We start from the raw sequence: 22,220 nt of genomic DNA, 5'->3' as shown, positions 1-22,220 counted from the left end.
CGCGAGACCTCTGCGTGAGTGCCACGATCTGCGTCAGGGTCCAGGTCTGCGCGAGGGTCCAGGTCTGCGCGAGGGTCCAGGTCTGCGCGAGGGCGCGGCCTCACCGCGGCGAATCGTAGCGGCCGCGGCGGGCGTCGGAGAAGACCACCTGCCAGAGCTGGACGCTACGCGCCCGAAAGGCGCCGGCGCAGGAGCCCAGGTAGTACAGGAACATCCGCTTGACTCGCTCGTCGTAGCGATCGCTGATCTCGTCCCAGTGGGCGAGCAGGTTCGCCTGCCACGCCATCAGGGTGGTGTCGTAGTCGGCGCCGAAGTTCTGCCAGTCCTCCATCACGAGCTTCCCTTCGTAGCCGTCGGCGATCTGCTGAACCGATGGCAGTACGCCGTTGGGAAAGATGTACTTGTTGAGCCACGGGTCGGCGCTGACCTCGTTGCGGCTCTTGCCGATGGTGTGCAGCAAGAAGAGGCCTTCGGAGGCGAGCAGCCGTTTGACGGTGTCGAAATAGACGGCGTAGTTGCGCGGGCCGACGTGCTCGAACATGCCGATGGAGACGATGCGATCGAACTGCCCTTCGAGATCGCGGTAGTCCTCGAGCTTGATCTCCACCGGCAAGCCCTGGCATCGCTTGCGGCCGAACGTCGCCTGCGCTTCGGAGATGGTGATGCCGGTCACCTCGACGCCGTAGTGACGCGCCGCGTACTCGGCGAAACTGCCCCAGCCACAGCCGATATCGAGCACCGTCATGCCGGGCTCGAGTCCCAGTTTGCGACAGGCGAGGTCGAGCTTGGCGATCTGTGCGTCGTGCAGGGTGTCGGCCTGCTTCCAGTAGCCGCAGGAGTAGCACATCGTCTCGTCGAGCATGCGGGTGAAGAGATCGTTGCCCAGGTCGTAGTGCTCGCGGCCGACGATGTAGGCCCGCGCCCGGCTCTGCAGGTTGATGACGTTGGAATGGAGCTTGTAGAGAATGCGCTCGGTGGGCGTATGGGCGGCGTCACCGAGTCCGTTTCGCAAGAGGCGATGAAGCGTCTCGTCGAGCCGGTCGCTCTCCCACCAGCCGTCCATGTAGGCTTCGCCGAAGCCGATGGATCCCTGCTTGAGGACGCGCGCGAAGAGGTCGGGATGATGAATGCGAATGTCCCAGGGACGATCGCCGTTGAGTACGACATCGGCGCCCTGGAGCCACTGTTCGATGGTCTGGCGGGCGCGGGTATTCGGCAGCGCCACCGGTGCGAGAGGAGCGTTGTGAGTCATGATCTGTCCTGTCGAAGGGCAGCGCGACGTGAGGCTCTCCGGCCAAACGACGACGGCGGACGATCGATAACCGGCGGCGCAGGCCACCTGACGCATTGACGGATCGTCTTCCTGGCATCGAGGACGGTTGAAGGTTGTCACGATCGGGCGACGCCGAACTGCCACGGTCCCTGTTCCCTGTCGAGGGGCTTGAATCGTCGAAACGGTTCTGGGCTACCGTTGGTCCGAGTTAGGTCGCGTGCTAACGGATTGCCCGTCAACAAGCCTAGCGCGATCGAGATGATAGTCTAGTGTCGTTACCATCAACGTCAGCCGGGGGAGAGATCATGCATGTCATCGTCGATCTATGTGTCGTACCGCTGGGTGTCGGCGTCTCTGTGTCCGAGTACGTGACCGAGTGCCAGCGCATCATCGAGGCCTCGAACCTCGACTACGCCATGCACGCTTACGGCACCAACATCGAAGGGCCGTGGGACGAGGTCATGGCGGTAGTCAAGGCTTGCCACGAGCGAGTGCACGAGTGCGGGGCGCCGCGCATCACCACGACACTGAAGATGGGGACGCGAACCGATCGGGCGCAGTCCATGGCGGACAAGGTCGCAAGCGTCGAGAAGCGTCTGGGCACGTAAGCGCAGCGGCAAACGATGACGCCCCGCCGCGGCGAACCGGGGCGAGGCGTTGTCGTTCTGGGCCGTGAGCGTTGCGCTCGACGACATCGCTCAGCGGCAGCGAATCGTCCAGGTCGCCTTGTAGCCGTCGCCTTCCTGGGTGGCGGCCTGCAGCTCGGTGTCCTCGTTGACGGTCGCGCCCTCGAGCTGTTCGTTGACGCCGACGCTCTTCTGCCTGTCGTCGTTCGGCCCCATCATGCGCTGCTCGACGATGACGAACTCCTCGCGATCCTGCTCTTCACACTGCTCCAGCGAGCGCTCCTTGGCGTTGTCGATCGCCTCGTCGCGGTCGTCACCCAGGCCGGTGATGACGTAGTCGCTGGCGTCCTTTTCCATCGAGCTGCTGTCGCTGGCACAGCCGGCAAGCGCGGTCAGGGCGAGCGCGCCGGTGAGGGCGAGCCAGAGAGAGCGGCGGCGTGGATCGATCATGGGGGCAATCTCCCGGTTGGCGGATAACGGTGGACGGGGGCGGCGGTGCCGTTCCCGATCGTATGTGACTCGGAGTCTAGAACGCACCGGCGATTTCGCAAGGCGCTGTCGACGCTCGAAAAAGTCGTCGAATCGCGACACGCCGGCCGCGTTCAGGCCGCATCGGTCGGCAACAGCCACTCGTCGCTTGCGCTCAGCAGATGTACCGTCAGCGCATCGAGCAGTTCGCCGCCGTGGCGCCAGTAGTGCCAGTAGAGTGGCACGTCGATCGGTCGCTCCGGGTCGAGGTCGATCAGGCGGCCCGTTTCGAGCGGCTCGCGCGCCTGGCACTCGGGGATCAGCGCATAGCCGATGCCGGCGAGCGTCATGTGCAGGACCCCCTCGGAGGAGGGGCAGAGATGATGCGGGAAGGGTTCGCGAAAGCCGCGGACATCCATGTAGCGCTGGTGCAGCCGGTCGTCGACGCCGTAGAGCACCGCGGGGGCGGCGCCGAGACCGCGTTCGGTAATGCCTTCGCTGAAGTAGTGCTCGGCAAAGCCCGGGCTTGCCAACAGGCGATAGCGCATCGCGCCGAGCGGGCGGGCGCGACCGCCCTGGACCGGTCGCGACGTGGCGCAGATGCAGCCGGCGACCTCGCCATCGCGCATCCGGCGCAGGGCGATCTCCTGATCGTCGACCACCAGGTCGAGCAGGACGCCGCGGCGATAGCAGAAATCCCCGATGGTCGGCGCCCACCAGGTGGCCAGGCTATCGGCGTTGATCGCCAGACGCAGCCGCTGCGTCCCTTCACCGAGCGCGGGAATCTGGTCGAGCAGGTCGTGCTCGAGCAGGCGCACCTGCTGGGCGTGATTGAGCAGTCGCTGACCCAGCGGCGTGGGCAGCAGGCGCGGCGTACGCACGACCACCGGCTGGCCGAGCCGCGCCTCCAGCAGCTTGATGCGCTGGGAGACGGCGGACTGGGTCAGATTGAGCTGCTGGGCGCCGCGCTCGAATCCGCCCTGATCGACGATGGCCGCGAGGGCTTCGAGTAGCTTGTAGTCGAGCATCACAATCTCTAATGAGCGATTAGGGTATTTATCTTTAGCTAATGGAGCGTAGCACGGCACTCTACGAATTCATCGGGTGGGAATCGTGGAATTCGCCAAGGGACGACGCGCATGATGCTATCGGGTCTACAGGGGTTCGGGGTCGGTCTCGGACTGATCGTCGCCATCGGGGCGCAGAATGCCTTCGTGCTGCGCCAGGGGCTGCGGCGGGAACACGCCTGGCGGGTGGCGAGCCTCTGCGTGCTCTGCGACGCGACGCTCATCATTGCCGGCATCGGCGGGCTCGCGCCGTTGCTGCGCTCGAGCGCGCTGGCGCTGGAGCTCGCCCGCTGGGGCGGCGCCGCCTGGCTGCTATGGCAGGCGGGGGCCAGCCTGCGGCGGGCGTTGCGCCCCGGGTCGCTCGACGTCGAATCCGGTCAGCGGAGCGCCGGCAGCGTTGCGGTAGCGACGCTTGCGGTGACGCTGCTCAACCCCCACGTGTATCTCGATACCGTCGTCATGCTGGGAGCCATCGGCGCGCAGCAGCCCGATCGCTGGGCCTTCGCAGCGGGCGCGGTGCTCGCCTCGATCCTGTGGTTCTACGCCCTGGTCGCTGCCGCCGGCTGGCTCGCGCCGCGGCTTCGTGACCCGCGCTGGTGGCGGGGCATCGATGTCCTGGTCGCCGGTGTGCTCACGCTGGTGGCGCTGCGGCTGATACTGATGCCGCTGTGAGCCGACACGTCAGCCGATCTGGATCTCCCCCTTGGCGTAGCGCAGTCCCCGGTGCTGCCGCGTGGCCAGGAAATAGCCGACCGAGAGCGGTCCGACGCGACCGAGCAGCATGGTGACTCCCAGCAAGAGCTGGCCGGGGAGCGAGAGGTCACCGGTGACGCCGCGGGAGAGCCCCACGGTGCCGAAGGCGGAGACGGTCTCGAAGGCGAGATCCAGAAATGGCTCGTCACGCTCGGTGATGGTCAGACCGAACAACGCCAGGAACACCAGCAGCACGCCGGCGAGCGCCACGGTGATCGCCTTGATCACCGTCTCCTGCGGGATCGCCCGGCCGAAGGCGACGGGGTGCTCGGTCGAGCGATAGAAGGCGCGAGCGGTCAACAACAGCACCACGAACGTCGTGATCTTGATGCCGCTGGCGGTGGAGCTCGAGCCGCCGCCGATGAACATCAGCAGCATGGTGAAAAGCGTCGAGGGGTCGGTCAGCGACGCCGTATCCAGCGTGTTGAAGCCCGCCGTACGGGGTGTCACCGCCTGGAACCAGGCGGCCTGAAGTCGGCCGGGAATGTCCGCCATGCCGCCGAGGGTATTCGGGTTGTGCCACTCGAGCGCGAGGAGCAGCGCCATCGCCACCAGGTTCAGCCAGAAGGTGGCGAGCAGTACCACCTTGGTCTGCATCATCAGTCGCGACCAGCGCCTGCGTCGGTAGAGATCGTTGACGATGACGAAACCCAGGCCGCCGACGATGAACAGCACGCTGACGGTGACGTTGACCAGCGGGTCGTCGGCCTCGTTCATGAGGCTGTTCGAAAAGGTCGAGAAGCCGGCGTTGTTGAACGCCGAGACCGCGTGGAAGAGGGCGTGCCACAACCCCTGTCGCCCGCCGTACTCCGGCACCCAGTGAAAGGCGAGGATCAGCGTGCCCAGGCTCTCCACGACCAGCGCGAAGGCGATCACCAGTTTGACCAGGTGGCGAACGTCGCTGAAGGCGATTTCTCCCAGCGCCTCGCGGACCAGATTCTGCTGACTGAGCGGCAGGCGTACGCCGAGCAGCAGCACGGTGAGGGCGGCAAAGGTCATGAAGCCGAGCCCGCCGATCTGGATCAGCAGCGTCACCACCAGCTGGCCGACGAACGTCAGATCCTGGCTCACGTCGATCACCGAAAGCCCGGTGACCGTTACCGCCGAGGTGGCGGTGAACAGCGCCTCGTGCCAGGCGAGCGGCCGCGTGGCGCTGCCGGGAAGCCATAGCGCCAGCGCGCCGAGGGCGCACAGCAGCGTGAAACCGATGAGCAGCAGTTCCGGCGGCGAGAGTCGGATGACGGGGCCGTGGGGCGAGCGGCGAAGCGGTCGTTTGAAGCGCTGCCAGCGTCTCATGGGTGATTGCGCCGACGCAGGCAGGCCGGCGCGGTCGCCCGTGGCGCCGCGGATCGATACGTTCGGCTCATAGCTGTCTGCCGATTTCGCGCAGTGCCTCGAGATCCCCCATCAGCACCAGATTGTCGCCGGCTTCGAGCGTCGTATCGTCCTGCGGGTTGTGAATGACCTTCTCGCCGCGCTTGATCGCCACCAGCGTCAATGCGTCCTGGTCGATCGCCAGTTTCGACACGCTGGCGCACTTTCCAACCAGGCGCTCGGTGGTCTCGATCTCGACGATGAACTGACGCTCGCCCAGGCGAATGAAATCGACCATGGCGTGATAGTTGAGGCTCTCGGCGACGCGGATGCCGGCATCGTACTCGGGATAGATGACGCGGTCCGCGCCGAGGCGGCGAAGCAGCTTGAAGTGGGCGTCGCTGTGCGCCTTCGCCCAGACCTCCTTGGCGCCGAGCTCCTTGACGTGCAGCGTGCAGATCACGCTGGACTCGAGATCGCCGTCGACGTCGATCACCACCGCGTCATACGCCTCGAGGGAGAGCTCCGCCAGCGCTTTTTCGTCGGTGAGGTCGGCGATGACGGCGTGATCGAGCACGTTGGAGAGCGCATCGACCCGGCTCTCGTCGCGATCCACGCCGAGGATCTGGTTGCCGTGGCGCTTGAGCTCGCGAGCGACGGTGGTGCCGAAATAGCCAAGTCCGAGTATGGCGAACTGCCGGGACATCGAAGACTCCTTGCAAGGGGACGCGCGGGCGCGGTTGAACGCGCCAAGCTTTGCACAACCTCGCCTCTGTCACCAACGCCTGCAGCGTCCGTTTTCCTGTCGCCCGCTGCCGTGGTCGCCACCCGTTGTGGGCGAAGGTACAATCCCCGCCCGGCGCTCGCCGGGCGATCCTTCGCTCCGACGATCGCGTCGAATTCACCCAGCGGCTTCTTGCCGCCCCATGCAGAAGCGCCTCCGCGATCGTGCATCGCGAGACGGGCTTCTATCGGTTTCGATCCGGCGCCGCCGCGCCGGTGTTGAGTGTCAGAGGCAACATGACCGCATCCGCTAGACCCCAAACCCTTTGGCTCGGCCGCTGGGGCTTCGTTCTCGCCGCCACCGGCTCCTCCGTCGGCCTCGGCAATATCTGGAAATTCCCCTACATGACCGGCGAATACGGCGGCGGCGCCTTCGTGCTGGTCTATCTGCTGTGTATCGCGCTCATCGGCGTACCGATCATGATGGCGGAGATCGCCGTGGGCCGGCGCGGGCGAGCCAACCCGGTAGAAGCGGTGCGGCGAGTCGCGCGGGAGTCGGGCTGCCGCGGGCTATGGTCCGGGTTGGGCTGGATGTCGATGATCTGCGGTTTCATGATCCTCTCCTTCTACGTGGTGGTGGCGGGGTGGTCGATCTCCTATCTCTGGAAAGCCTTGAGCGGGGGGCTGCAGGCCGAGAGCGTCGACGGCATGGCGGCGATTTTCGCCGCCAACAACGCCAATCCTTGGAACCTGGGCTTCTGGAGCACGCTGGTGACGATCGTCACCATGCTGATCGTGGGCAAGGGCGTCCAGGCGGGCATCGAGCGTAGCGTGCGCTGGATGATGCCGGGGCTAGTGGTGATGCTCGCGCTGATGATCGGCTACGCCGTCGTCAGCGCCGATTTCAGTGCCGGCGTCCACTTTCTGTTCGACTTCAACGTCGGTGAGCTCACCGGCGAGGCGGTGCTGGCGGCGATGGGGCATGCGTTCTTCACGCTGTCGCTCGCGGCGGGGGCGATCATCGCCTACGGCGCCTATCTGCCGGCGAACCAGTCCATCGTTCGCACCACGCTCACCGTCGCCATCTGCGACACCCTGGTGGCGCTGATGGCGGGGCTGGCGATCTTCCCGGTGATCTTCGCCAATGGCATGGACCCGGCCTCCGGCCCGGGGCTGATCTTCATGAGTCTGCCGCTGGCGTTTCAGGCGATGCCGTTCGGCGGCGTGATGGAGGTCGTGTTCTTCTTGATGCTGACGGTGGCGGCGCTGACCTCGTCGATCTCGATGATCGAGGCGACGGTGGCGTGGCTCAACCAGAGCCACGGGTTGACGCGGCGGCGCGCGGCCTGGGGCGTGGGAATCGTCCTGTGGGTGATCAGCACGCTGGCGATGCTCTCGTTCAACGTCGGCGCGGAGTGGAAGCTCGCCGGCAAGCACTTCTTCGACTGGCTCGACTTTCTGACGTCGCGGCTGATGATGCCGCTCGGTGGCCTCGGCATGGCGCTGCTGACGGGCTTCTTTCTGCGGCGTCGGGCCATACGTGAGGAGCTGGCGATGCCGAGCTGGCTCTTCGGCCTGTGGCAGTTCGCGGTGCGCTACGTCAGCCCGATCGCGATCGTGGTGGTCTTTCTCGATGCGCTCGGCTGGCTGGGAACCGGCTTCGACTGGCGCTGGCTCGCAGCCATCCTGGTGGTGGGGCTGGCAGTGGAGACCGGGCTGCGCAAGCGGGCGTCCCGCGCCGACGAAGCGGTGGGCTGAGCGAACGGCAGACGACAGCGGTGACCGCGGGCGGCCTTGGCCGCCCGCGGTCGTTCGGAGGATCGCCTGGCGCGGTGGGCCCGAAGCGAGATCAGTCGTCGATCTCCCAGGTCACGTTGACCCCCGCCTCGATGGAGATCTCGCCGCTGCGATATTCAGGCGCGCTACCCTCGTCCATCTTTGCGGCCCGCATCATCATCGGCTGGTAGCGCGGGGCGGTGGTCTCTTCGACGTTGACCACATCGCCGAGCTCGACGCCCAGGGTCCTTGCCATCAACCGGGCCTTGTCATGGGCTCGCTCGAGCGCCTTCTGGAGCGCTTCGTCGTCGGCGGCATCGCTGGTCTGGAGGCCATAGCTGACGCCGTCGAGGGAGTCGACGCCGGCGGCCGTCAGCGCATCCAGCACCTGGGGCAGGCGGTCGAGCTGGTCGACGGTCAACGAGACCGGGCGTTCGACCTGAGTGCGGACCTGGTCGGGCCGATCATCGTCGCGCCCCGACGAGATGACGTCGGGGCGGACGCTGAGCGAGCCGGCGCGGATCTTCGCCGCGGGTACGCCGGCGTCTTCGAGGGCCCGGATGAGCTCACCCACGCGTGCTTCCAGCCGCTGTCGCGCGTCGCTCACCGCGTCGCTGTCGCCGCTTGGGGCCTCGCCCTGGGGGCGGGTCGGGGTGCGCTCCCAGAGTCGGGCGTTCAGCGTCGCCGTGTCGGGCGCTTTCTCGAGTGTGGCGCTGGCCTGGACGCGAATCTGCGGCGGCGTCGGCTCGGCCAGCGCCGGCGCGCTCATCAGCGCCCCGGAAAGCATGGCGCCAGATAGGGTCAGGGTGGCAAGCGTTTTCGCGAGCGGGCGTGTCGTCATGGAAACTCCTTGGGAGCGAAGTACCGACTGCAGGATCGCCCCGAAACGGGACGCGGACGGCGGCGCGCTGGCACTGGCCGAGGCGCCGAGCCCTCATGCTATGCTCCCGCCACGTCGTCTCCCAAGCGTTCGAGTCTCAGATGCGTCATCTTTCCCTATTGCCGAAGCAGTACCGCCCGGCGCCGACCCGCGTGCCGCGCGTTTCGCCCGCGCTGATACTGGTGGCCGGGCTCGGTCTCGTCACAACGGCTGCCACCGCCGAGGATCGAACGGCGACCCGCCCCGTGCTCGTCGCCGGCGACCACGCGACGTCGGTCGAACGCAAGACATCGGTCGAACGCAAGGCATCGATCGAACGCAAGACATCGGTCGAGCCCGAGGCATCTAACCACCCTGAAACGTCAGCGCGCTATCGGGCGGTGGACGACAGCGGCGAGACCGTGGCGCTGTCACAGCCGGCGCGGCGTATCGTGGCGCTGTCGCCGCATCTGGTGGAGATCGCCTTCGCGGCAGGGGCGGGATCGGCCGTGGTCGGAGTGGTGGAGGGAAGCGACGCCCCGGCTGCTGCCCGGACGCTGCCGCGAGTCGGCAGCTATCGGGGACTCTCGGTGGAGGCGATCGTCGCCCTCGAACCGGACCTGGTGCTCGCCTGGGGCAGCGGTACGCCGCCGGAGACGTTGGATCGTCTCGCGTCGCTGAACATCCCCGTCTATCGCAGCGAGCCGCGCGCGCTCGACGACATCGCCGCGACGCTCGAGGCCGTGGGGCGGTTGAGCGGTCACGCGCAAGCGGGGCAGCGCGCGGCTGATCGGTTCGAGCGCGGTCTCGCCCAGACCGCTCAGACACTCGACCCCGCGCCGCGGGTCTTCTACCAGCTCGGCCAGGAGCCGCTGACAACGCTCGCCGGCGGACAGATCGTCACTCAGGTGATTCGCCACTGTGGCGGGGAGCCGCTATTCGACGACGCGCCGGTCGTGGTGGCAGAGATCGATCGCGAATCGCTGTTGCTGGCGGCTCCACAGGTGATCCTCGCCGCCGGCGAGAACGATGCCTGGCAAGCGCAGTGGCAGGGCCAGACCGCGCTGCCGGCGGTGCGCAACGACCGCCTCTATACGCTCTCGCCGGACGCCATCAGTCGCCCGGGGCCACGCATGATCGAGGCCGTGCGCCAGGTGTGCCGGGCGCTGCGGGCCGATCCCCCCTCCTAGAAGTCGATACCGCGCCGGGCCTGAATCCCCACGTCGAAGGCGTGCTTGACGACGTCCATCTCGGTGACGGTATCCGCCATCTCGATCAGCGTGCGGTGGGCGTTGCGCCCGGTGACGATCACGCTCTGTTCCGGCGGGCGCTCATCGATGGCGCGGGCGACCTCGTCGATGTCGAGATAGCCGAACTTGAGCATGTAGGTGATCTCGTCGAGCACGACCAGATAGACATCGGGGTCGGCCAGCAGGCGCTTGGCCTCCTGCCACACCTCGACGCAGGCGGCGGTGTCGCTCTCTCGGTTCTGGGTTTCCCAGGTGAAGCCGGTCGCCATCACGTGGACCGCCAGATTGGCGTCTTCGCTCAGACGCTCGCGCTCGCCGCACTCCCACAGCCCCTTGATGAACTGGATCACCCCGACCCGATAGCCGTAGCCCAGGGCCCGGGTGACCGTGCCCCAGGCGGCGGTGGTCTTGCCCTTGCCGTTGCCGGTGAACACCAGCAGTAGACCGCGCTGTTCGCTGGCGGCGGCAACCTTGTCATCGACATGACGCTTGAGTTTCTGCATCGCGCGCTGGTGACGGGCGTTTCTGTCGCTGGGGGCACTGTCGTGGGGGGCGTCGTCGCTCACGCTGGGGCTCCGGTAGTTCGTTGAAGTCACTCGCTGAAGTGATTCGCTGAAGTCGTTCGCTGAATAAAGAAGGGGGTTCGAGACGTTGGGTCTAGGGCGATGCGTCGTCGGGCCGGGGGTAGCCGAGAGCGGTGGCCAGACTCGTCGCGTTGGCCGCGACCCATTGGGCGTCGATCGGGCCCCAGTCGCGGATGACGTAGCGACCGATGTGGTGGCGCTCGCCCTGTGTCTGCTCGAAGGCACAGAGGATATCCAGCTCTGCCAGTGCGGTCAGTGTGTCCTGCGCGGTACGTCGCGGCATCCCGGTCGCCTCGACGACGGCCGGCACGCTCGTCGCCCGGCCGCTATCGATGAGATACGCGACGAAGAGCCGGCGGTAGAAGCTGGTGCGGGTCTTGCTGAGAGTCATGGCGCGCTCGTGACGGGGCTTTGGCGCCATCCTACGGGATGGGGCGAGCCCACACGAGCGTTCGCCAGCGGATGAGCGTTCGCCAGCGGATGAGCGTTCGCCAGCGGATGAGCGTTCGCCAGCGGATGAGCGTTCGCCAGCGGATGAGCGCTCGCCGGCGGATGAGCTTGGCGTTTCGGGCTACCGACCCTAGGCGGCCAAGGCCTCTTCCCATGCCTCGGTCCCGATGACTCCAGCGCGTTGAGCCACGACGCCACGTCCTGAACGCCTCTGGCAGCGTCAGGATTGTCTGACAAACCGATGAAAACACGAAGTTCGCTTAGTTTCGGCGAAGATTGATGTCATTAAATGTCAACTCACCACTTTATTGTGCCATTGTGCATCGACTTACCGGGCTTTCTACTTTCCAATTAACTAGGCGCGATCAATGACATAGCGTCGGTCACGACGCGCAATGTCATGACTCTCGGCTCAAACGCCTCCCTGCTTGGGGGCGGCATCACGACAATACGTCTTTAAGGGAAAGAGAATGACACCAACCGTGTACCGCACGGCCGGCACAGTCGTCACTGTTACGGTAGGCATCCTTTTGGGGTGGACGGCCGCGTATCAGTTGCCAGGTAGCCAAAAGGCTGACGATGCCAAATCACCGTCGCAACCGCGCCCGGTCGGTGACACGCTGACAGGCGAGCTGACTTCCACGAGCCAGCTCAACGCCAACGACGGCAGCCGATACGTGCGGCTGCCAGTGAAGTTCGATGCCGACACCTTCGTGCGGTTCGAGCTCGAAGGGGCGCTCGGCGGCACCCTGACGCTATTCGACGACAACGACAACCTGTTGGCCCATTCGTCGGCCCCGGCCAGATCCGCCGAACCTGCCAGCGACTCACCAGCCGTCAGCTTGGGCGCCGAGATCGAGAGGACGGGCACCTACTGGTTGGCCGTCAGCGGCGTCGATAGCGATAGCTACGGTCCCTTCGAGGTCAGTAGTGGGACGCTCGACGTCCGCAACGGAGGGGACCTGGCGACCGAAGACGAACTCACCGGTTTTTTCACCGGCGACCCTAACGCCTACTCGCTCGACGTCGAAAAAGCCGGGTTGTACCGCGTCACCATGCGCAGTGACGTGGTGGACGCCTATCTTCGCCTTGCCGGTCAGAACGTCGAGGTCAGCGATGACGACTCCGGCGAAGGCGTTACCGGACGTGATGCCCAGCTGACCACCTATCTGGCGTCTGGCGATTATCGGGTCGAGGCGAGCGCCTACGGTGACACGACGACCGGCGAGTACACCTTGAGCGTCGAACCCCAACCGCTTCCGGCCGGAGACGCGCTACGCAACGAGGGGGACGTTTCCCCCAGTGACGAGTTGACGGGGTACTTCAATGGCGACCCTCGCAAGTACACCCTCAACGTCGACGACGTGGCCACCTATACGATCGACATGCGTTCGGAGACGCTGGATGCCTATCTCGTATTGACGGGAGAAGGCGTGAACCTCGTCGACGACGACAGCGGTGACGGCTACGACGCTCGCTTGAAAGGCATTCTACAACCCGGCACGTACACCCTGAGTGCGTCGGGCTACGAGGCTGGCACTGCCGGGATGTTCACGTTGGCGGTGGCAACGTCGTCAGCCGATGCGCTGTCCGATGAAGCGCGTCGCATCGAGGGCGTCGGGCGGCTCGAGGACGCCTTGATGTCCGATGGCGCCAAGGACTACGTCTGGCATATTGACGAAGCGGGTCGCTACGCCGTGACCATGCGTTCCAGCGAACTGGACGCCTTCCTGAAGCTAACCGGCGAGTCCGGCGTCGCGCTTTCCGATGACGATAGCGGTGGAGGCTATGACGCGCGTATCGAGACGAACCTGACGCCGGGTGATTATACGATCAACGCGAGCGGCTACGAGGACGGAACGGGTCGCTTCCGGCTACAGACCGAAAAACTCGACTGACGCGCCCTCGCGCCGCCGAGTGCTCACGACGCCTTGCAGCTCGGCTGCGAGGCGTCGTCGTTTCCCGATCCTCGACCGGGATGCTTTCGCATCGACTGTCACGGCTGGCCGACCGTTTGCCGGGTCAGTGACGACATCGCCCGCCTGGGAGGCCCCCGACGGCGTGGGTCTGGTAGGAGAAAAAGTGGCCGAGCCAGATACCGACGGCGACCCCAAGATCCGGCTGGTCGAGTCGCAGCCGATGCCGTCAGACGCGGGGGGATGCCACCAGCGCCACATCGCCCCGGCGCGCCCGTTCGGATAGCGCGGCAGGATGCCGGCCGCGTCTTTGACTGGAACGAGGACCGAGAGCGTGGGCGGTGGCAGCGAAGCGAAGCCCCGGGCGAAGAAAATGGCAGTAACCGATTCGCCAATGATCCTGTTCCGACCTCGAACGACGTTCAACCGCCCGCTTGTTGCCCCGGGTGCCCTCAGCCGAAGAGATCCTGTTGACGATGGGGTGGGCGGAAGCCGGCGGTCTCGAGGCCCATCTCGGCGCGACGGCCGAGGCCGAGTTTTCTCGCGCTGCGCGCGAAGCGCTGATCGATCATGTCGACGAACAGCCCCTCGCCGTGCATCCGCTGGCCGAAGCGGCTGTCGTTGGTGGCGCCGCCTCGGGACTGGCGGATCAGGCTCATCACCTTGCCGGCACGCTCGGGGTAGTGCGCCGCGAGCCACGCTTCGAACAGCGGCGAGACCTCCCGCGGCAGACGCAGCAGCGTCCAGCTCGCACTCGCCGCGCCCGCCTCGGCGGCGCGGGCGAGAATCGACTCGATCTCACAATCGTTGATCGCCGGAATCACCGGGGCGACCAGCACACCGACGGGAACGCCCGCCTCGTGCAACTCGCGAATCACCCTCAGACGCGCCGCCGGGGAGGCGGTGCGCGGCTCCAGCGTGCGCTTCAGGTCGTTGTCGAGCGTGGTGAGACTCACGAACACGCGAACCAGGCGGTGCCGCGCCATCTCGGCGAGCAGCGCGGTGTCGCGCAGGATCAGCGCGCTCTTGGTCACCAGCGTCACCGGGTGGCGACACTCGAGCAGCAGTTCGAGCAGCGAACGGGTGCTGGCGTAGTCCGCCTCGATGGGCTGGTAGGCGTCGGTATTGCCCGAGAGATTGATCGGCCGACAGACGTAGCCAGGCTTGCAGAGCTCCTCGCGCAGCCGCTCGACCATGCCGGTCTTGGCGATCAGGCGGGTCTCGAAGTCCAGCCCCGGCGAGTAGTCCCAGTAGGCGTGGCTGGGGCGAGCGTAGCAGTAGACGCAGCCGTGCTCGCAGCCGCGATAGGGATTGAGCGAGCGGTCGAAACCCAGGTCCGGTGAGTGATTCCAGGAGAGTGCGCTCCTGGGGGCTTCCTCGATCACCTGAGTATCGATGCGCTCGGCGGCCTGTTCCCACCACCAGCCGTCGGACTCAGACTCGATGCGGCTCGGCTGGAAGCGGTTGTCCGGGTTGTAGGTGGCACCGCGGCCTTTGCGTGGACCGGAATCGGGATGCATGGTTTGGCGCTCTAGAGGCTGTATCTAAATACAGTATTCGCCTTCGCGGCGGCTCGCAATGGGCCGCCGACGTTAACGGCAGGAGGTATCTCAGCTTTCTCGCGATACCCGGCGCCGGGAAACGTCAGCCTTTTTCGCCACGCCCATTTTCGTATGGGCGGTGAGTGGCGAGCTGCGTATACCTGGGGGCATGGAAGAGCCCGACGACGGTCGTCGCACGGGTGCCACGTCCCCAGTTGCCGGTCCAGCGATCGGTCTAAGAGAGCCTGCATGAAAACCATCGAAGTCGCCGCGCAGTGGTACGGCGAAGAAGCGAGTGTGCCCGGCCCGATCGAGTACCTCGAGTTCGAAACGCCCTATCGTGAAGCGTACGACGAGCGTGTCATCACCGCCGATACGGATGCCGACTTCCAGAGCGCCTACTTCAGCCGCGTGGCGGCCAGTGCCGACGGGCTCTGGTCCCGACGTGTGGCCCGGGTCACTGACGCCCTGATCTTCGGGCAGGCCTGCGTGGTCTATCTGCCCCGGGTGAGCGCCTATCTCAACGGCCACGGCGTCAACTGGTCGCGGCAACGCCTGGAAGCGGCGGTGCGCGAGAACCGGCTCGAATCGCCGGACGCATTCGACGTGCGCGACGAGGCGATCCTGCTCCACGGCCCCGGTATCCACGTCTACGGTCACTGGATCATCGACTACGTCTCGCGGTTGCTGAGCATCCGTCTGGTCGAGCAAAAGACCGGTGTGCGCCGGCCGATTCTGATCAAGAACATGCCGGGCTGGGCGTTCGCCTTCATCGAGGCGGCGGGGCTCGCCGATCGCGTCGTGCGCTACGACAAGTCGCACTACGTGATGGTCAAGTCGCTCTGGGTGCCGGTCATCGGCAAGAACGGGCTGACGCTCTGTACGCGGCAGATGCGCGAGAGCTTCGACTTCCTGCGTGACTGCTACGCCAAGGACAGCCCGAGGGACCGGCGTCTGCCGCACAGGCTGGTGTTGCTGCGACGCAAGACGCCGCGGGTCACGGATCAGGAGACGCTGGAGGCGTACTTCACGCGGCGCGGATTCGTCGCGTTCTACCCCGAAGATCATTCCCTGGCCGATCAGATCGCCTACTTCGAGGCGGCCGAGTGGATCGCCGGGGAGGATGGCTCGGCGCTGCACAACATCGGCTTCTGCCGTCCCGGGGCGCGAGTGCTGATCTGGTCCCGCGGGCCGCGCAACAACTTCTGGCACGCCTCGGTGGCGATGGCTGCCCAGGCTCGGATCACCTATCTGCGAACGAGCGGCACTGATCAGGACTATCGCTTCGACCTCGACGAGAATGCCGCCGCCATCGAGACGTTTCTGGCAACGGCCGTGGCCGACAGGGCGGTCGTCCCTCAGCACGCCTGACCGATCTTCTCGCCGCCGTCAGGAGAGCGCCGGCGATGCCGCGGTTCAAACGTGGCGAGCTCAATAGGTGAGCCTGACGCCGGCTTCGAAGTAGCGACCCTGGGTGTTGTAGCCGTCGACCAGCTGATAGTCACGATCGAAGGCGTTTTCGAGCTTGGCCAGCAGCGTCACTTCCGGCGTCACCGCCCACGAGGTGCGCAGATCGACCACCCCGTAACCGGCGGTGTGAGTCTCGCCGAAGGAGACGACATCGGTATCGCGGCGATTACCGGCGCTTCGCAGCGTCGCGCCGACGTTGTAGCCGGCGAAAGCGTAATCGGCGTCGAGCCGGCCGTAGGTGCGAGCGCGGCGCAGCAGCCGCTCGTCGGTCGAACGATCTTCCGGATTCTGGTGCGTCAGCGAGGCATCCAGGCTCAGGCCGCCAGTCTGCCAGCCGGTAGAAAGCTCCACGCCGCGAATACGCGCCCGGTCGACGTTGATCGGGGCGAAGTCCGGCCCGGTGTAGCTGATCAGATCGTCGATGCGGGTATCGAAGGCGGTGACGCCGAGATGCCAGCGCTCGGCGGTCAGTCGCCAGAACACTTCGGTGGTCTCCGATTCCTCCGCGTCGAGCTCCGGGTTGTTGCCGTAGGGGCCGTAGAGCTCGAGAAAGCTCGGCGCCCTGAAAGCCGTGGCGTAGCTCGCGCCGAGCTGCTGGCGCGCGGTGAGGTCGAAGGCGTAGGCGACGTTGCCGGTGGTGGCATCGCCGAAGCGCTGATCGTCGTCGAAGCGGGCACCCGCGGAGAGCGAGTGGCGGCCCAGCTGGCGATGGGCGTTGGCGTAGAGGCCGTAATTCTCGCGCGCATCATGCGCGTAGCTCGAGGCGCCGTCGGTGAGTTCTTCCTGACGATAGTCGACGCCGAGGGCCGCACCGCCATCGTCGAGATGGAAGCGGTGGGCGATCCCGAAGTCGTTGCGCCGGGTGGCGGTTCGCCCGTTGCTGTCGCTGTCGATGATCTGACGCCGCGACTCCCGTGCCTGCCCGGCCGTGAGCACCATGTCCCAACTGTCGGAAAGGTGACTGGTGAGCGCCGCGTTGGCGAGAAACTGCTCGCCCTTGCCGCGGCAGTCGTCGGAGCCGGCGCAGTCGTCGTAGTCGTAGCGGGTGGTCGAGCGCAGCAGCGACACGTCGAGATCGGCCGACTCGCCGAACGCGTGAGAGAGCGAGAGCTGGCCGGTGTTCTGGGCGAAACCGTCGTCGTCGCTTGCGTCGTCGCGGGCGGAGAAACCGTCGCTTTTCGCATGATCGAGCAGCGCCGATAGACGCGTGTCGCCCTGAACGGTGGAGAACCAGCCGCTCTGCTGCTGGCTATCCTGCTCGCCGGCGCGTAGCTCGAGCGTGGCGTGCTGGCCGGGTGCATCGGCGCTACGGGTGAAGATGTTGATCACCCCGCCGATGGCGTCGGCCCCGAAGGCCGAAGCGCGCGGGCCGCGCACGATCTCGATACGCTCGATGGCGGCGACCGGCAGAAATTCCCAGTTGACTGAGCCGTCGGTGGGGGAGGCGATGCGCTGGCCGTCGACCAACACCAGGGTGTGATCGGAGTTGGTACCGCGCATGAATAGACTGGTCGTATTGCCGCGCCCACCGTTGCGGGCGAGCTCGATGCCGGCCCGGCCCTGGAGCAGCTCGACCAGGCTCGATGCCTGACTGCGCTCGATCTCGGCGCGCTCGATGACGGTGGTGCTCGCCAGCACGTCGCTCTGGGTCTGGACGAGCCGGTTGGCGGTCACCTGCAGGTCGTCCAGGCGTGCCTGATCATCGACGGTCTGGGCATGGGCGGTGGTGCTCGTCGCCGCCAGCAGGAAAAGCCCCCCGGCGACGAGCCGCTGGCCGGCGGATGGCGAAGCCGTCAGTCGTGAAGCGGTCGGCGGCGCGGCAGTGGCGGGGCGTCTTGCGTGACGGCCGGGCGCGGGCGTCTCGTTGAGAGTGTGGTGCTGCGTCATGATTGAAGTGATCCCCAGGCGCGATGGGGCGCCGCTCGTGGGCGAGGGCGACCGCTGATCGAAATCGCGATGGGAGGACGGGGTGACGTGAACGTCGCGCGGGCACACGCCTGCGAATGTCGCGCAGGCGTGCGCCACGACGATGGTGGGCATCGTCGCGCCGAGAGACGTGTCGCCACTGGATGAAGCCCTCCGCACCAACCAGTGCAGAGAGCGACGCCGGTCTCCGGACTCTCGCGTGAACGTCTCGATCGCGGGCAGAACCCGCGAGACGTTGCCCACCGGCGCCTTCCCATGATGCCGGCGCGTTCCCTAGACGCCTTCTCACAGTGGCTGGATGCGATCCCTGCCGGTGTCATCACGATTACCGTTGCGGGGGCAGTACGGGGGTTTCACCCGTTTCCCGAACACGTCGCTCTCGACGCGCCGGATTGTCGCAGCTTGCCGGTAAAAGGCAAACGCGATGGTCGGCTCACGGTGCGCTCGTCGGCTGTGGATTCTGCAGCACGATCTCCACCCGTCGATTGCGGGCGCGGCCCTCGGCGGTGGCGTTGTCCGCCAGCGGTTCCACGTCGGCGTAGCCCGTCGCCCGCAGTCGCTCAGCGGGAATGCCGGCCTGACGCAGCGCGCGTACCACGGCCGAAGCGCGCGCCGCCGAGAGTTCCCAGTTGGATGGGAAGCGCAAGGTGGCGATGGGCACGCTATCGGTATGACCCTCCACCGAGAGCGTACCGTCGAACTGCTCGATCAGCGGCAGCAGTCGCTCGACGAGACGCTGGCCGCCGTCGCTGACGTCGACGGCGCTGCTGTCGAATAGCAGATGATCCTCGATGCGCAGGTTGTAGCCCCGTGGTATCGCCGTGACTTCGACCCCGTCGATTTTCGGCAGTGACGCCGGCGGCGGAGCGACATCGAACAGCGGCACCGAGTAGACCATGTCGAGACGGGGCGGCACGACCGACGGCCGGGCGGGGCGTTCGCCGACTGCATAGAAACCGGTATCGCTGGCGACCGGGGCGGCGGCCAGGTGCTTGGGCGGTCGATAGAAGGCCATCGCCGCCGAGGGTCGCGGCGTCGGTTTGGCGTTCTCGTTCGAGGTTGGCGGCGGCGGGCCGGCGCTGTCGTTCGAGACGTTCGAGGCGTTGGAGACGTTCGGCGGCGCAGGCGGTGCGGTGACCATCGCCACGGCAGGCGGCATCGCGGGGGCACCGCTGGCGAAGAGCGACGGCTCGACGACGGCCGGGCGGCCGGCGTAGAGCGCGAGCATCAGCACGAAGAAGGTGACGAGCAGCATCAGTAGATCGAGATAGCTCATCAGCCAGGAGTCGCTCTCCGAGCCCTCATCGAGCACGTCGAAGAGCGGGTCGTCGAGGCTGTCGCCGAACGGGCTGCCGGCTGTCGAGGTCGCAAGGGCACTCATGCGGTACGCGACGTCTCGGGCGCGGCGGTGGCCGCAGGCGAGGGTGCAGCGCTCGAGGTCGGCGCGGGCGTGTCACGCATCTCGTCGCGGTACTCCGCGCGATAGGTGCCGAGCGCCTCTTCGATGAAGGCCGGCAGTCGACGCTTGCTGACCATGGTGACGCCCTCCAGCAGCAGGGTCATCGCGATCAGGCGCGCTTCGGTGCGACGCTCGAGCTTCACCGCCACCGGCTTGAACGCCAGATTGGCGAGCAGAATGCCGTAGAAGGTCGACATCAATGCGATCGCAAGCCTGGGGCCGATGATCGCGATGTCGCCGGCCTGAATCACCTCGAGCATGTTGATCAGCCCCACCAGCGTACCGAGCATGCCGAATGCCGGCGCGTAGACCGCCATGGTGCGCAGGATCTGTGCGTCGGCGCGCTCGCGGGTCTTCAGCCGCATCATCCGCCAGCGCAGCATCTCTCGGATCTCCTCCTCGCGGCTGTTGGCGATCACCATCTGCATGCCGGTGCGCAGAAAGGGGCTGGTGGTATTGGCCAGCACGCTCTCGACGGCGCGGATGTTGCCCCGGTTCCAGTGGCGGGCCATCTCGATGAGCTGATCCAGGTCGGCGTCGAGTTCGCGCCGCGGGGTCTCGCGGTGGAAGACCACGCGAACCTGATGGAGAAGCCGGCGCAGCTCGTCGAGCGGATAGCTGATGAAGCTGGCGGCGAGGGTGCCGGTGATCACGATCGCAAGCCCCGGCAGGTTGAGGAAGCTGTCGGGCGCGTGGGCGGTGAAGAGCACGACGGTCGCCAGGAGAACGGCACTGGTGATCACGCCGATAAGCGTCGAGGGATTCATGGACGGCTCGCTGCGTGGGAGGCGGTGAAGGCCACCCATGGTAACGGCGGACCGCGTGAGCCAAAGAGGCTATTTGGCGACGGTTGTGGGCGCTATTCGCCGGCTTTGGCGGCGTCGGACGCGTGGGTGACGAAGCGGGCGGGGTCGTCGCTGATCACGCCGTCGACGCCCCAGCCCCAGAGTTTGTCGAAGGCGACGGGGTCGTTGGCGGTATAGCAGAAGAGCTTCACCGCCTCGTCGGCGATCTCATGGGCACGCTTGATCTTCAGCTTGCGCCAGTCCAGATGCAGGCTGTAGGCCGCCAGCCGCTCCGTCTCCCGCCACCACTGCTTGGGCGCCTTGTCATCGAGTACCCCCAGGCGCAGCCGCTCGGCGTCGGGCTCCAGCGCGCGTGCCGCGGTGAGCGCGTGACGGTCGAAGGAGGAGACGATGAGCCGCTCCGCCGGCAGCACTTCCAGCACTGGAGGGAGCGCGGTGCGCGCAAGCTCGATGGCGTTGCGCCCGCGGCAGACCTTGAGTTCGAGGTTGAGGCCCATGCCGAGCTCGTCGATCAGGGCGAGCATCTGCTCGAGGGTCGCCATCCGCTCGCCGCGAAACGACTCGCCGAACCAGGCACCAACGTCGAGCCGCGCGGCCCGTCTCACGTCGAGGTCGACCAGCTTGCCGCGGGCGTCGGAGCAGCGTTTGAGCCCGGCGTCGTGCCAGATCACCGGCGTGGCGTCACCGAGTAGCTGGACGTCGAGTTCGACCCAGTCACAGCCCGCCTCGTGTGCCGCGCGGACGGCCGCCAGCGTGTTCTCGGGGGCCTGCGCGGAGAGACCGCGATGGGCGATGTAGCGCGGGGCGTCGGCAAGCGTGGGGGCGAGGGGGGCGGAACTCATGCTCATGCAGTGACGGACTCCGGGCGGGCAAAGGGAGAGGCGGCGACGGCGAAGCGCTCGCGCGGCGCCTAGGGGCGGCGCTCAGCGGTTGACCTTCCATCACCGCGCCCGTGGCGTCAAGGCGGGAGACGCCCGAGGTACGCCCGTCTCGATGTTCGCGATGCGCGCCCTCGCAGACTCGAGCAGAAGCGTAGTGGCCGGCGATTGCCGCGGGATGACACGCGCGCTGATGAAGCGGCGTTCCACGTCGTCCTCGCCACGTCCGATGCCATCACGGCCGACCCCGTCAGGCTGGGTACCGCCCCGCTCGTCCTTCCGGATTCGATCGCCGTGCACTCGCCCGCACCCAGGCTGGCGGTGTCGGCCGGGCCGGTTGTGCTACGCTGCGCGCCTTTGCCAGCGTCTTTCCGCCCGCCGCCCCTGAGCGGGGTGGCGGGCGGAAAGCGATCCGAGAGTCGAAGCGGAGAGTCCGATGAAAGTCGTCCATGTAAAAGATCCCGATAGCCGTGAGGCGTGTCTCGCCCAGCTCTGCGCCGATGTCTACGGTCAGGATGCGGGGCTGACGCCGCTGGTCACCTTCGCCGGCACCCTCGGTGTGCTGTTCGAGCAGCAGGCCGCAAGACTGTTCGCGCTGACGGACGATGAAGGCCACGCCCTGGCGATGGCGCTGCTCTCGTCCGACGTGGACGGGCAGACCATGGAGCTGGCGATGCTCTCCACGCCGCCGGGCGATGGGGTACAGACCCACGGTCGCGAGCTGGTCGAACAGCTTGCCGCCAAGGCACCGCTTCGCGTTCTGGCTCAAGACGAGGCGGGCGAGGCTTTCTTCAAGAGCGCCGGCATCGAGCGCTGGGTCGACGCTGCCGAGGGTGGCCCTCGGGTCGGCCTCGGCCCGCGTCACCCGACGCCTGACGGCGATGCGCTGCCCAAGATGGTGCGCTTCGACGGCGAAGGGATCGTCAAGACCTTCAAGCAGCAGCCGGAGGCGTTCGAGAACTACAAGACGCGCTTTCTCGAAGCGCTCGAGCGCTATCCCCGCGTCACGCTCTGAGCCCGCCGTCGCCGCGGCTTGACCGGTGGCCCATTAGGCGCTTCGATGAACAGCGATCCATTCAAC

Annotated in this window: 20 protein-coding genes and 1 riboswitch; of the genes, 7 read left to right on the top strand and 13 right to left on the bottom strand. The window is 66.6% G+C overall.

Annotated elements, in window-relative coordinates; all coding sequences use genetic code 11:
• Positions 1-100: 100 nt before the first annotated feature.
• Positions 101-1,252, bottom strand: a complete 1,152-nt coding sequence (cfa, locus tag DOM33_RS03415; RefSeq protein ID WP_110667480.1) for a cyclopropane fatty acyl phospholipid synthase — start codon at positions 1,250-1,252, stop codon at positions 101-103.
• A gap of 326 nt (positions 1,253-1,578) precedes the next feature.
• Here cfa and DOM33_RS03410 point away from each other — a divergent pair, with 326 nt between their 5' ends.
• Positions 1,579-1,881, top strand: coding sequence for an MTH1187 family thiamine-binding protein (locus tag DOM33_RS03410; RefSeq protein WP_110665811.1), 303 nt, complete (start codon positions 1,579-1,581; stop codon positions 1,879-1,881).
• A gap of 90 nt (positions 1,882-1,971) precedes the next feature.
• On the opposite strand, the gene DOM33_RS03405 is transcribed toward DOM33_RS03410, so the two are convergent.
• The gene (locus DOM33_RS03405) at positions 1,972-2,349 is read right to left on the bottom strand and encodes a hypothetical protein (RefSeq protein ID WP_110665808.1); all 378 of its coding nucleotides are present in this window, start codon (positions 2,347-2,349) and stop codon (positions 1,972-1,974) included.
• Between the two features lie 152 nt (positions 2,350-2,501).
• The gene (locus DOM33_RS03400) at positions 2,502-3,395 is read right to left on the bottom strand and encodes a LysR family transcriptional regulator ArgP (protein WP_110665806.1); all 894 of its coding nucleotides are present in this window, start codon (positions 3,393-3,395) and stop codon (positions 2,502-2,504) included.
• Between the two features lie 111 nt (positions 3,396-3,506).
• On the opposite strand from DOM33_RS03400, the gene DOM33_RS03395 reads away from it, so the two are divergent.
• Positions 3,507-4,106, top strand: coding sequence for a LysE/ArgO family amino acid transporter (locus DOM33_RS03395; RefSeq protein WP_204352595.1), 600 nt, complete (start codon positions 3,507-3,509; stop codon positions 4,104-4,106).
• A 9-nt stretch (positions 4,107-4,115) separates the two neighbouring features.
• Here DOM33_RS03395 and DOM33_RS03390 read toward each other — a convergent pair whose 3' ends face one another.
• The gene (locus DOM33_RS03390) at positions 4,116-5,483 is read right to left on the bottom strand and encodes a TrkH family potassium uptake protein (protein ID WP_110665804.1); all 1,368 of its coding nucleotides are present in this window, start codon (positions 5,481-5,483) and stop codon (positions 4,116-4,118) included.
• A gap of 67 nt (positions 5,484-5,550) precedes the next feature.
• Positions 5,551-6,207, bottom strand: coding sequence for a potassium channel family protein (locus DOM33_RS03385; RefSeq protein ID WP_110665802.1), 657 nt, complete (start codon positions 6,205-6,207; stop codon positions 5,551-5,553).
• A gap of 314 nt (positions 6,208-6,521) precedes the next feature.
• Between DOM33_RS03385 and DOM33_RS03380 the strand changes: the two genes are divergently transcribed.
• Complete coding sequence (locus DOM33_RS03380; protein ID WP_110667476.1) at positions 6,522-7,982, top strand: sodium-dependent transporter; 1,461 nt, start codon at positions 6,522-6,524, stop codon at positions 7,980-7,982.
• A gap of 91 nt (positions 7,983-8,073) precedes the next feature.
• Here the strand turns inward: DOM33_RS03380 and DOM33_RS03375 are convergent, their stop codons facing one another.
• Positions 8,074-8,841 (bottom strand): SIMPL domain-containing protein, encoded by a 768-nt coding sequence (locus tag DOM33_RS03375; RefSeq protein WP_110665800.1) that lies wholly within the window; start codon positions 8,839-8,841, stop codon positions 8,074-8,076.
• Between the two features lie 140 nt (positions 8,842-8,981).
• On the opposite strand from DOM33_RS03375, the gene DOM33_RS03370 reads away from it, so the two are divergent.
• Positions 8,982-10,049, top strand: a complete 1,068-nt coding sequence (locus DOM33_RS03370; RefSeq protein WP_162617882.1) for a cobalamin-binding protein — start codon at positions 8,982-8,984, stop codon at positions 10,047-10,049.
• On the opposite strand, the gene cobO is transcribed toward DOM33_RS03370, so the two are convergent.
• Both cobO and DOM33_RS03360 read right to left on the bottom strand, forming a co-directional pair.
• The gene (gene cobO, locus DOM33_RS03365; RefSeq protein ID WP_275425788.1) at positions 10,046-10,675 is read right to left on the bottom strand and encodes a cob(I)yrinic acid a,c-diamide adenosyltransferase; all 630 of its coding nucleotides are present in this window, start codon (positions 10,673-10,675) and stop codon (positions 10,046-10,048) included. The two genes, DOM33_RS03370 and cobO, sit on opposite strands and share 4 nt — an antisense overlap.
• Positions 10,676-10,766: 91 nt before the next feature.
• Positions 10,767-11,084: a winged helix-turn-helix domain-containing protein gene (locus DOM33_RS03360; protein ID WP_110665796.1), complete on the bottom strand. Its 318-nt coding sequence runs from the start codon at positions 11,082-11,084 to the stop codon at positions 10,767-10,769.
• A gap of 541 nt (positions 11,085-11,625) precedes the next feature.
• Between DOM33_RS03360 and DOM33_RS03355 the strand changes: the two genes are divergently transcribed.
• Positions 11,626-13,041: a hypothetical protein gene (locus tag DOM33_RS03355; RefSeq protein WP_162617881.1), complete on the top strand. Its 1,416-nt coding sequence runs from the start codon at positions 11,626-11,628 to the stop codon at positions 13,039-13,041.
• A gap of 470 nt (positions 13,042-13,511) precedes the next feature.
• Here the strand turns inward: DOM33_RS03355 and DOM33_RS03350 are convergent, their stop codons facing one another.
• Positions 13,512-14,579, bottom strand: coding sequence for a PA0069 family radical SAM protein (locus DOM33_RS03350; RefSeq protein WP_110665792.1), 1,068 nt, complete (start codon positions 14,577-14,579; stop codon positions 13,512-13,514).
• Positions 14,580-14,849: 270 nt separating this feature from the next.
• On the opposite strand from DOM33_RS03350, the gene DOM33_RS03345 reads away from it, so the two are divergent.
• Positions 14,850-15,971: a glycosyltransferase family 61 protein gene (locus tag DOM33_RS03345; protein WP_162617880.1), complete on the top strand. Its 1,122-nt coding sequence runs from the start codon at positions 14,850-14,852 to the stop codon at positions 15,969-15,971.
• Positions 15,972-16,031: 60 nt separating this feature from the next.
• Here DOM33_RS03345 and DOM33_RS03340 read toward each other — a convergent pair whose 3' ends face one another.
• The 4 genes from DOM33_RS03340 to DOM33_RS03325 form a co-directional block, all read right to left on the bottom strand.
• Positions 16,032-17,957 (bottom strand): TonB-dependent receptor domain-containing protein, encoded by a 1,926-nt coding sequence (locus tag DOM33_RS03340; protein ID WP_162617879.1) that lies wholly within the window; start codon positions 17,955-17,957, stop codon positions 16,032-16,034.
• Between the two features lie 200 nt (positions 17,958-18,157).
• A riboswitch (cobalamin riboswitch) is annotated at positions 18,158-18,387 on the bottom strand.
• Between the two features lie 42 nt (positions 18,388-18,429).
• Positions 18,430-19,377, bottom strand: coding sequence for an OmpA family protein (locus DOM33_RS03335; protein WP_239495245.1), 948 nt, complete (start codon positions 19,375-19,377; stop codon positions 18,430-18,432).
• The gene (locus DOM33_RS03330) at positions 19,374-20,222 is read right to left on the bottom strand and encodes a motility protein A (RefSeq protein ID WP_110665786.1); all 849 of its coding nucleotides are present in this window, start codon (positions 20,220-20,222) and stop codon (positions 19,374-19,376) included. Before DOM33_RS03330 ends, DOM33_RS03335 begins: the two co-directional genes overlap by 4 nt.
• Before the next feature lie 92 nt (positions 20,223-20,314).
• On the bottom strand, positions 20,315-21,103 hold the full coding sequence (locus DOM33_RS03325; protein ID WP_110667471.1) for a glycerophosphodiester phosphodiesterase family protein: 789 nt from the start codon (positions 21,101-21,103) through the stop codon (positions 20,315-20,317).
• Between the two features lie 472 nt (positions 21,104-21,575).
• Between DOM33_RS03325 and DOM33_RS03320 the strand changes: the two genes are divergently transcribed.
• Complete coding sequence (locus DOM33_RS03320) at positions 21,576-22,154, top strand: hypothetical protein (protein ID WP_110665784.1); 579 nt, start codon at positions 21,576-21,578, stop codon at positions 22,152-22,154.
• The last annotated feature ends 66 nt before the right edge of the window (positions 22,155-22,220 follow it).

Origin of the sequence: Salinicola halophilus (assembly GCF_003206155.1) — a bacterium.
GTDB lineage: Bacteria > Pseudomonadota > Gammaproteobacteria > Pseudomonadales > Halomonadaceae > Salinicola > Salinicola halophilus.
Note: the sequence above shows the minus strand (reverse complement) of the source record. Positions and strands in the feature narration are given on the sequence as shown.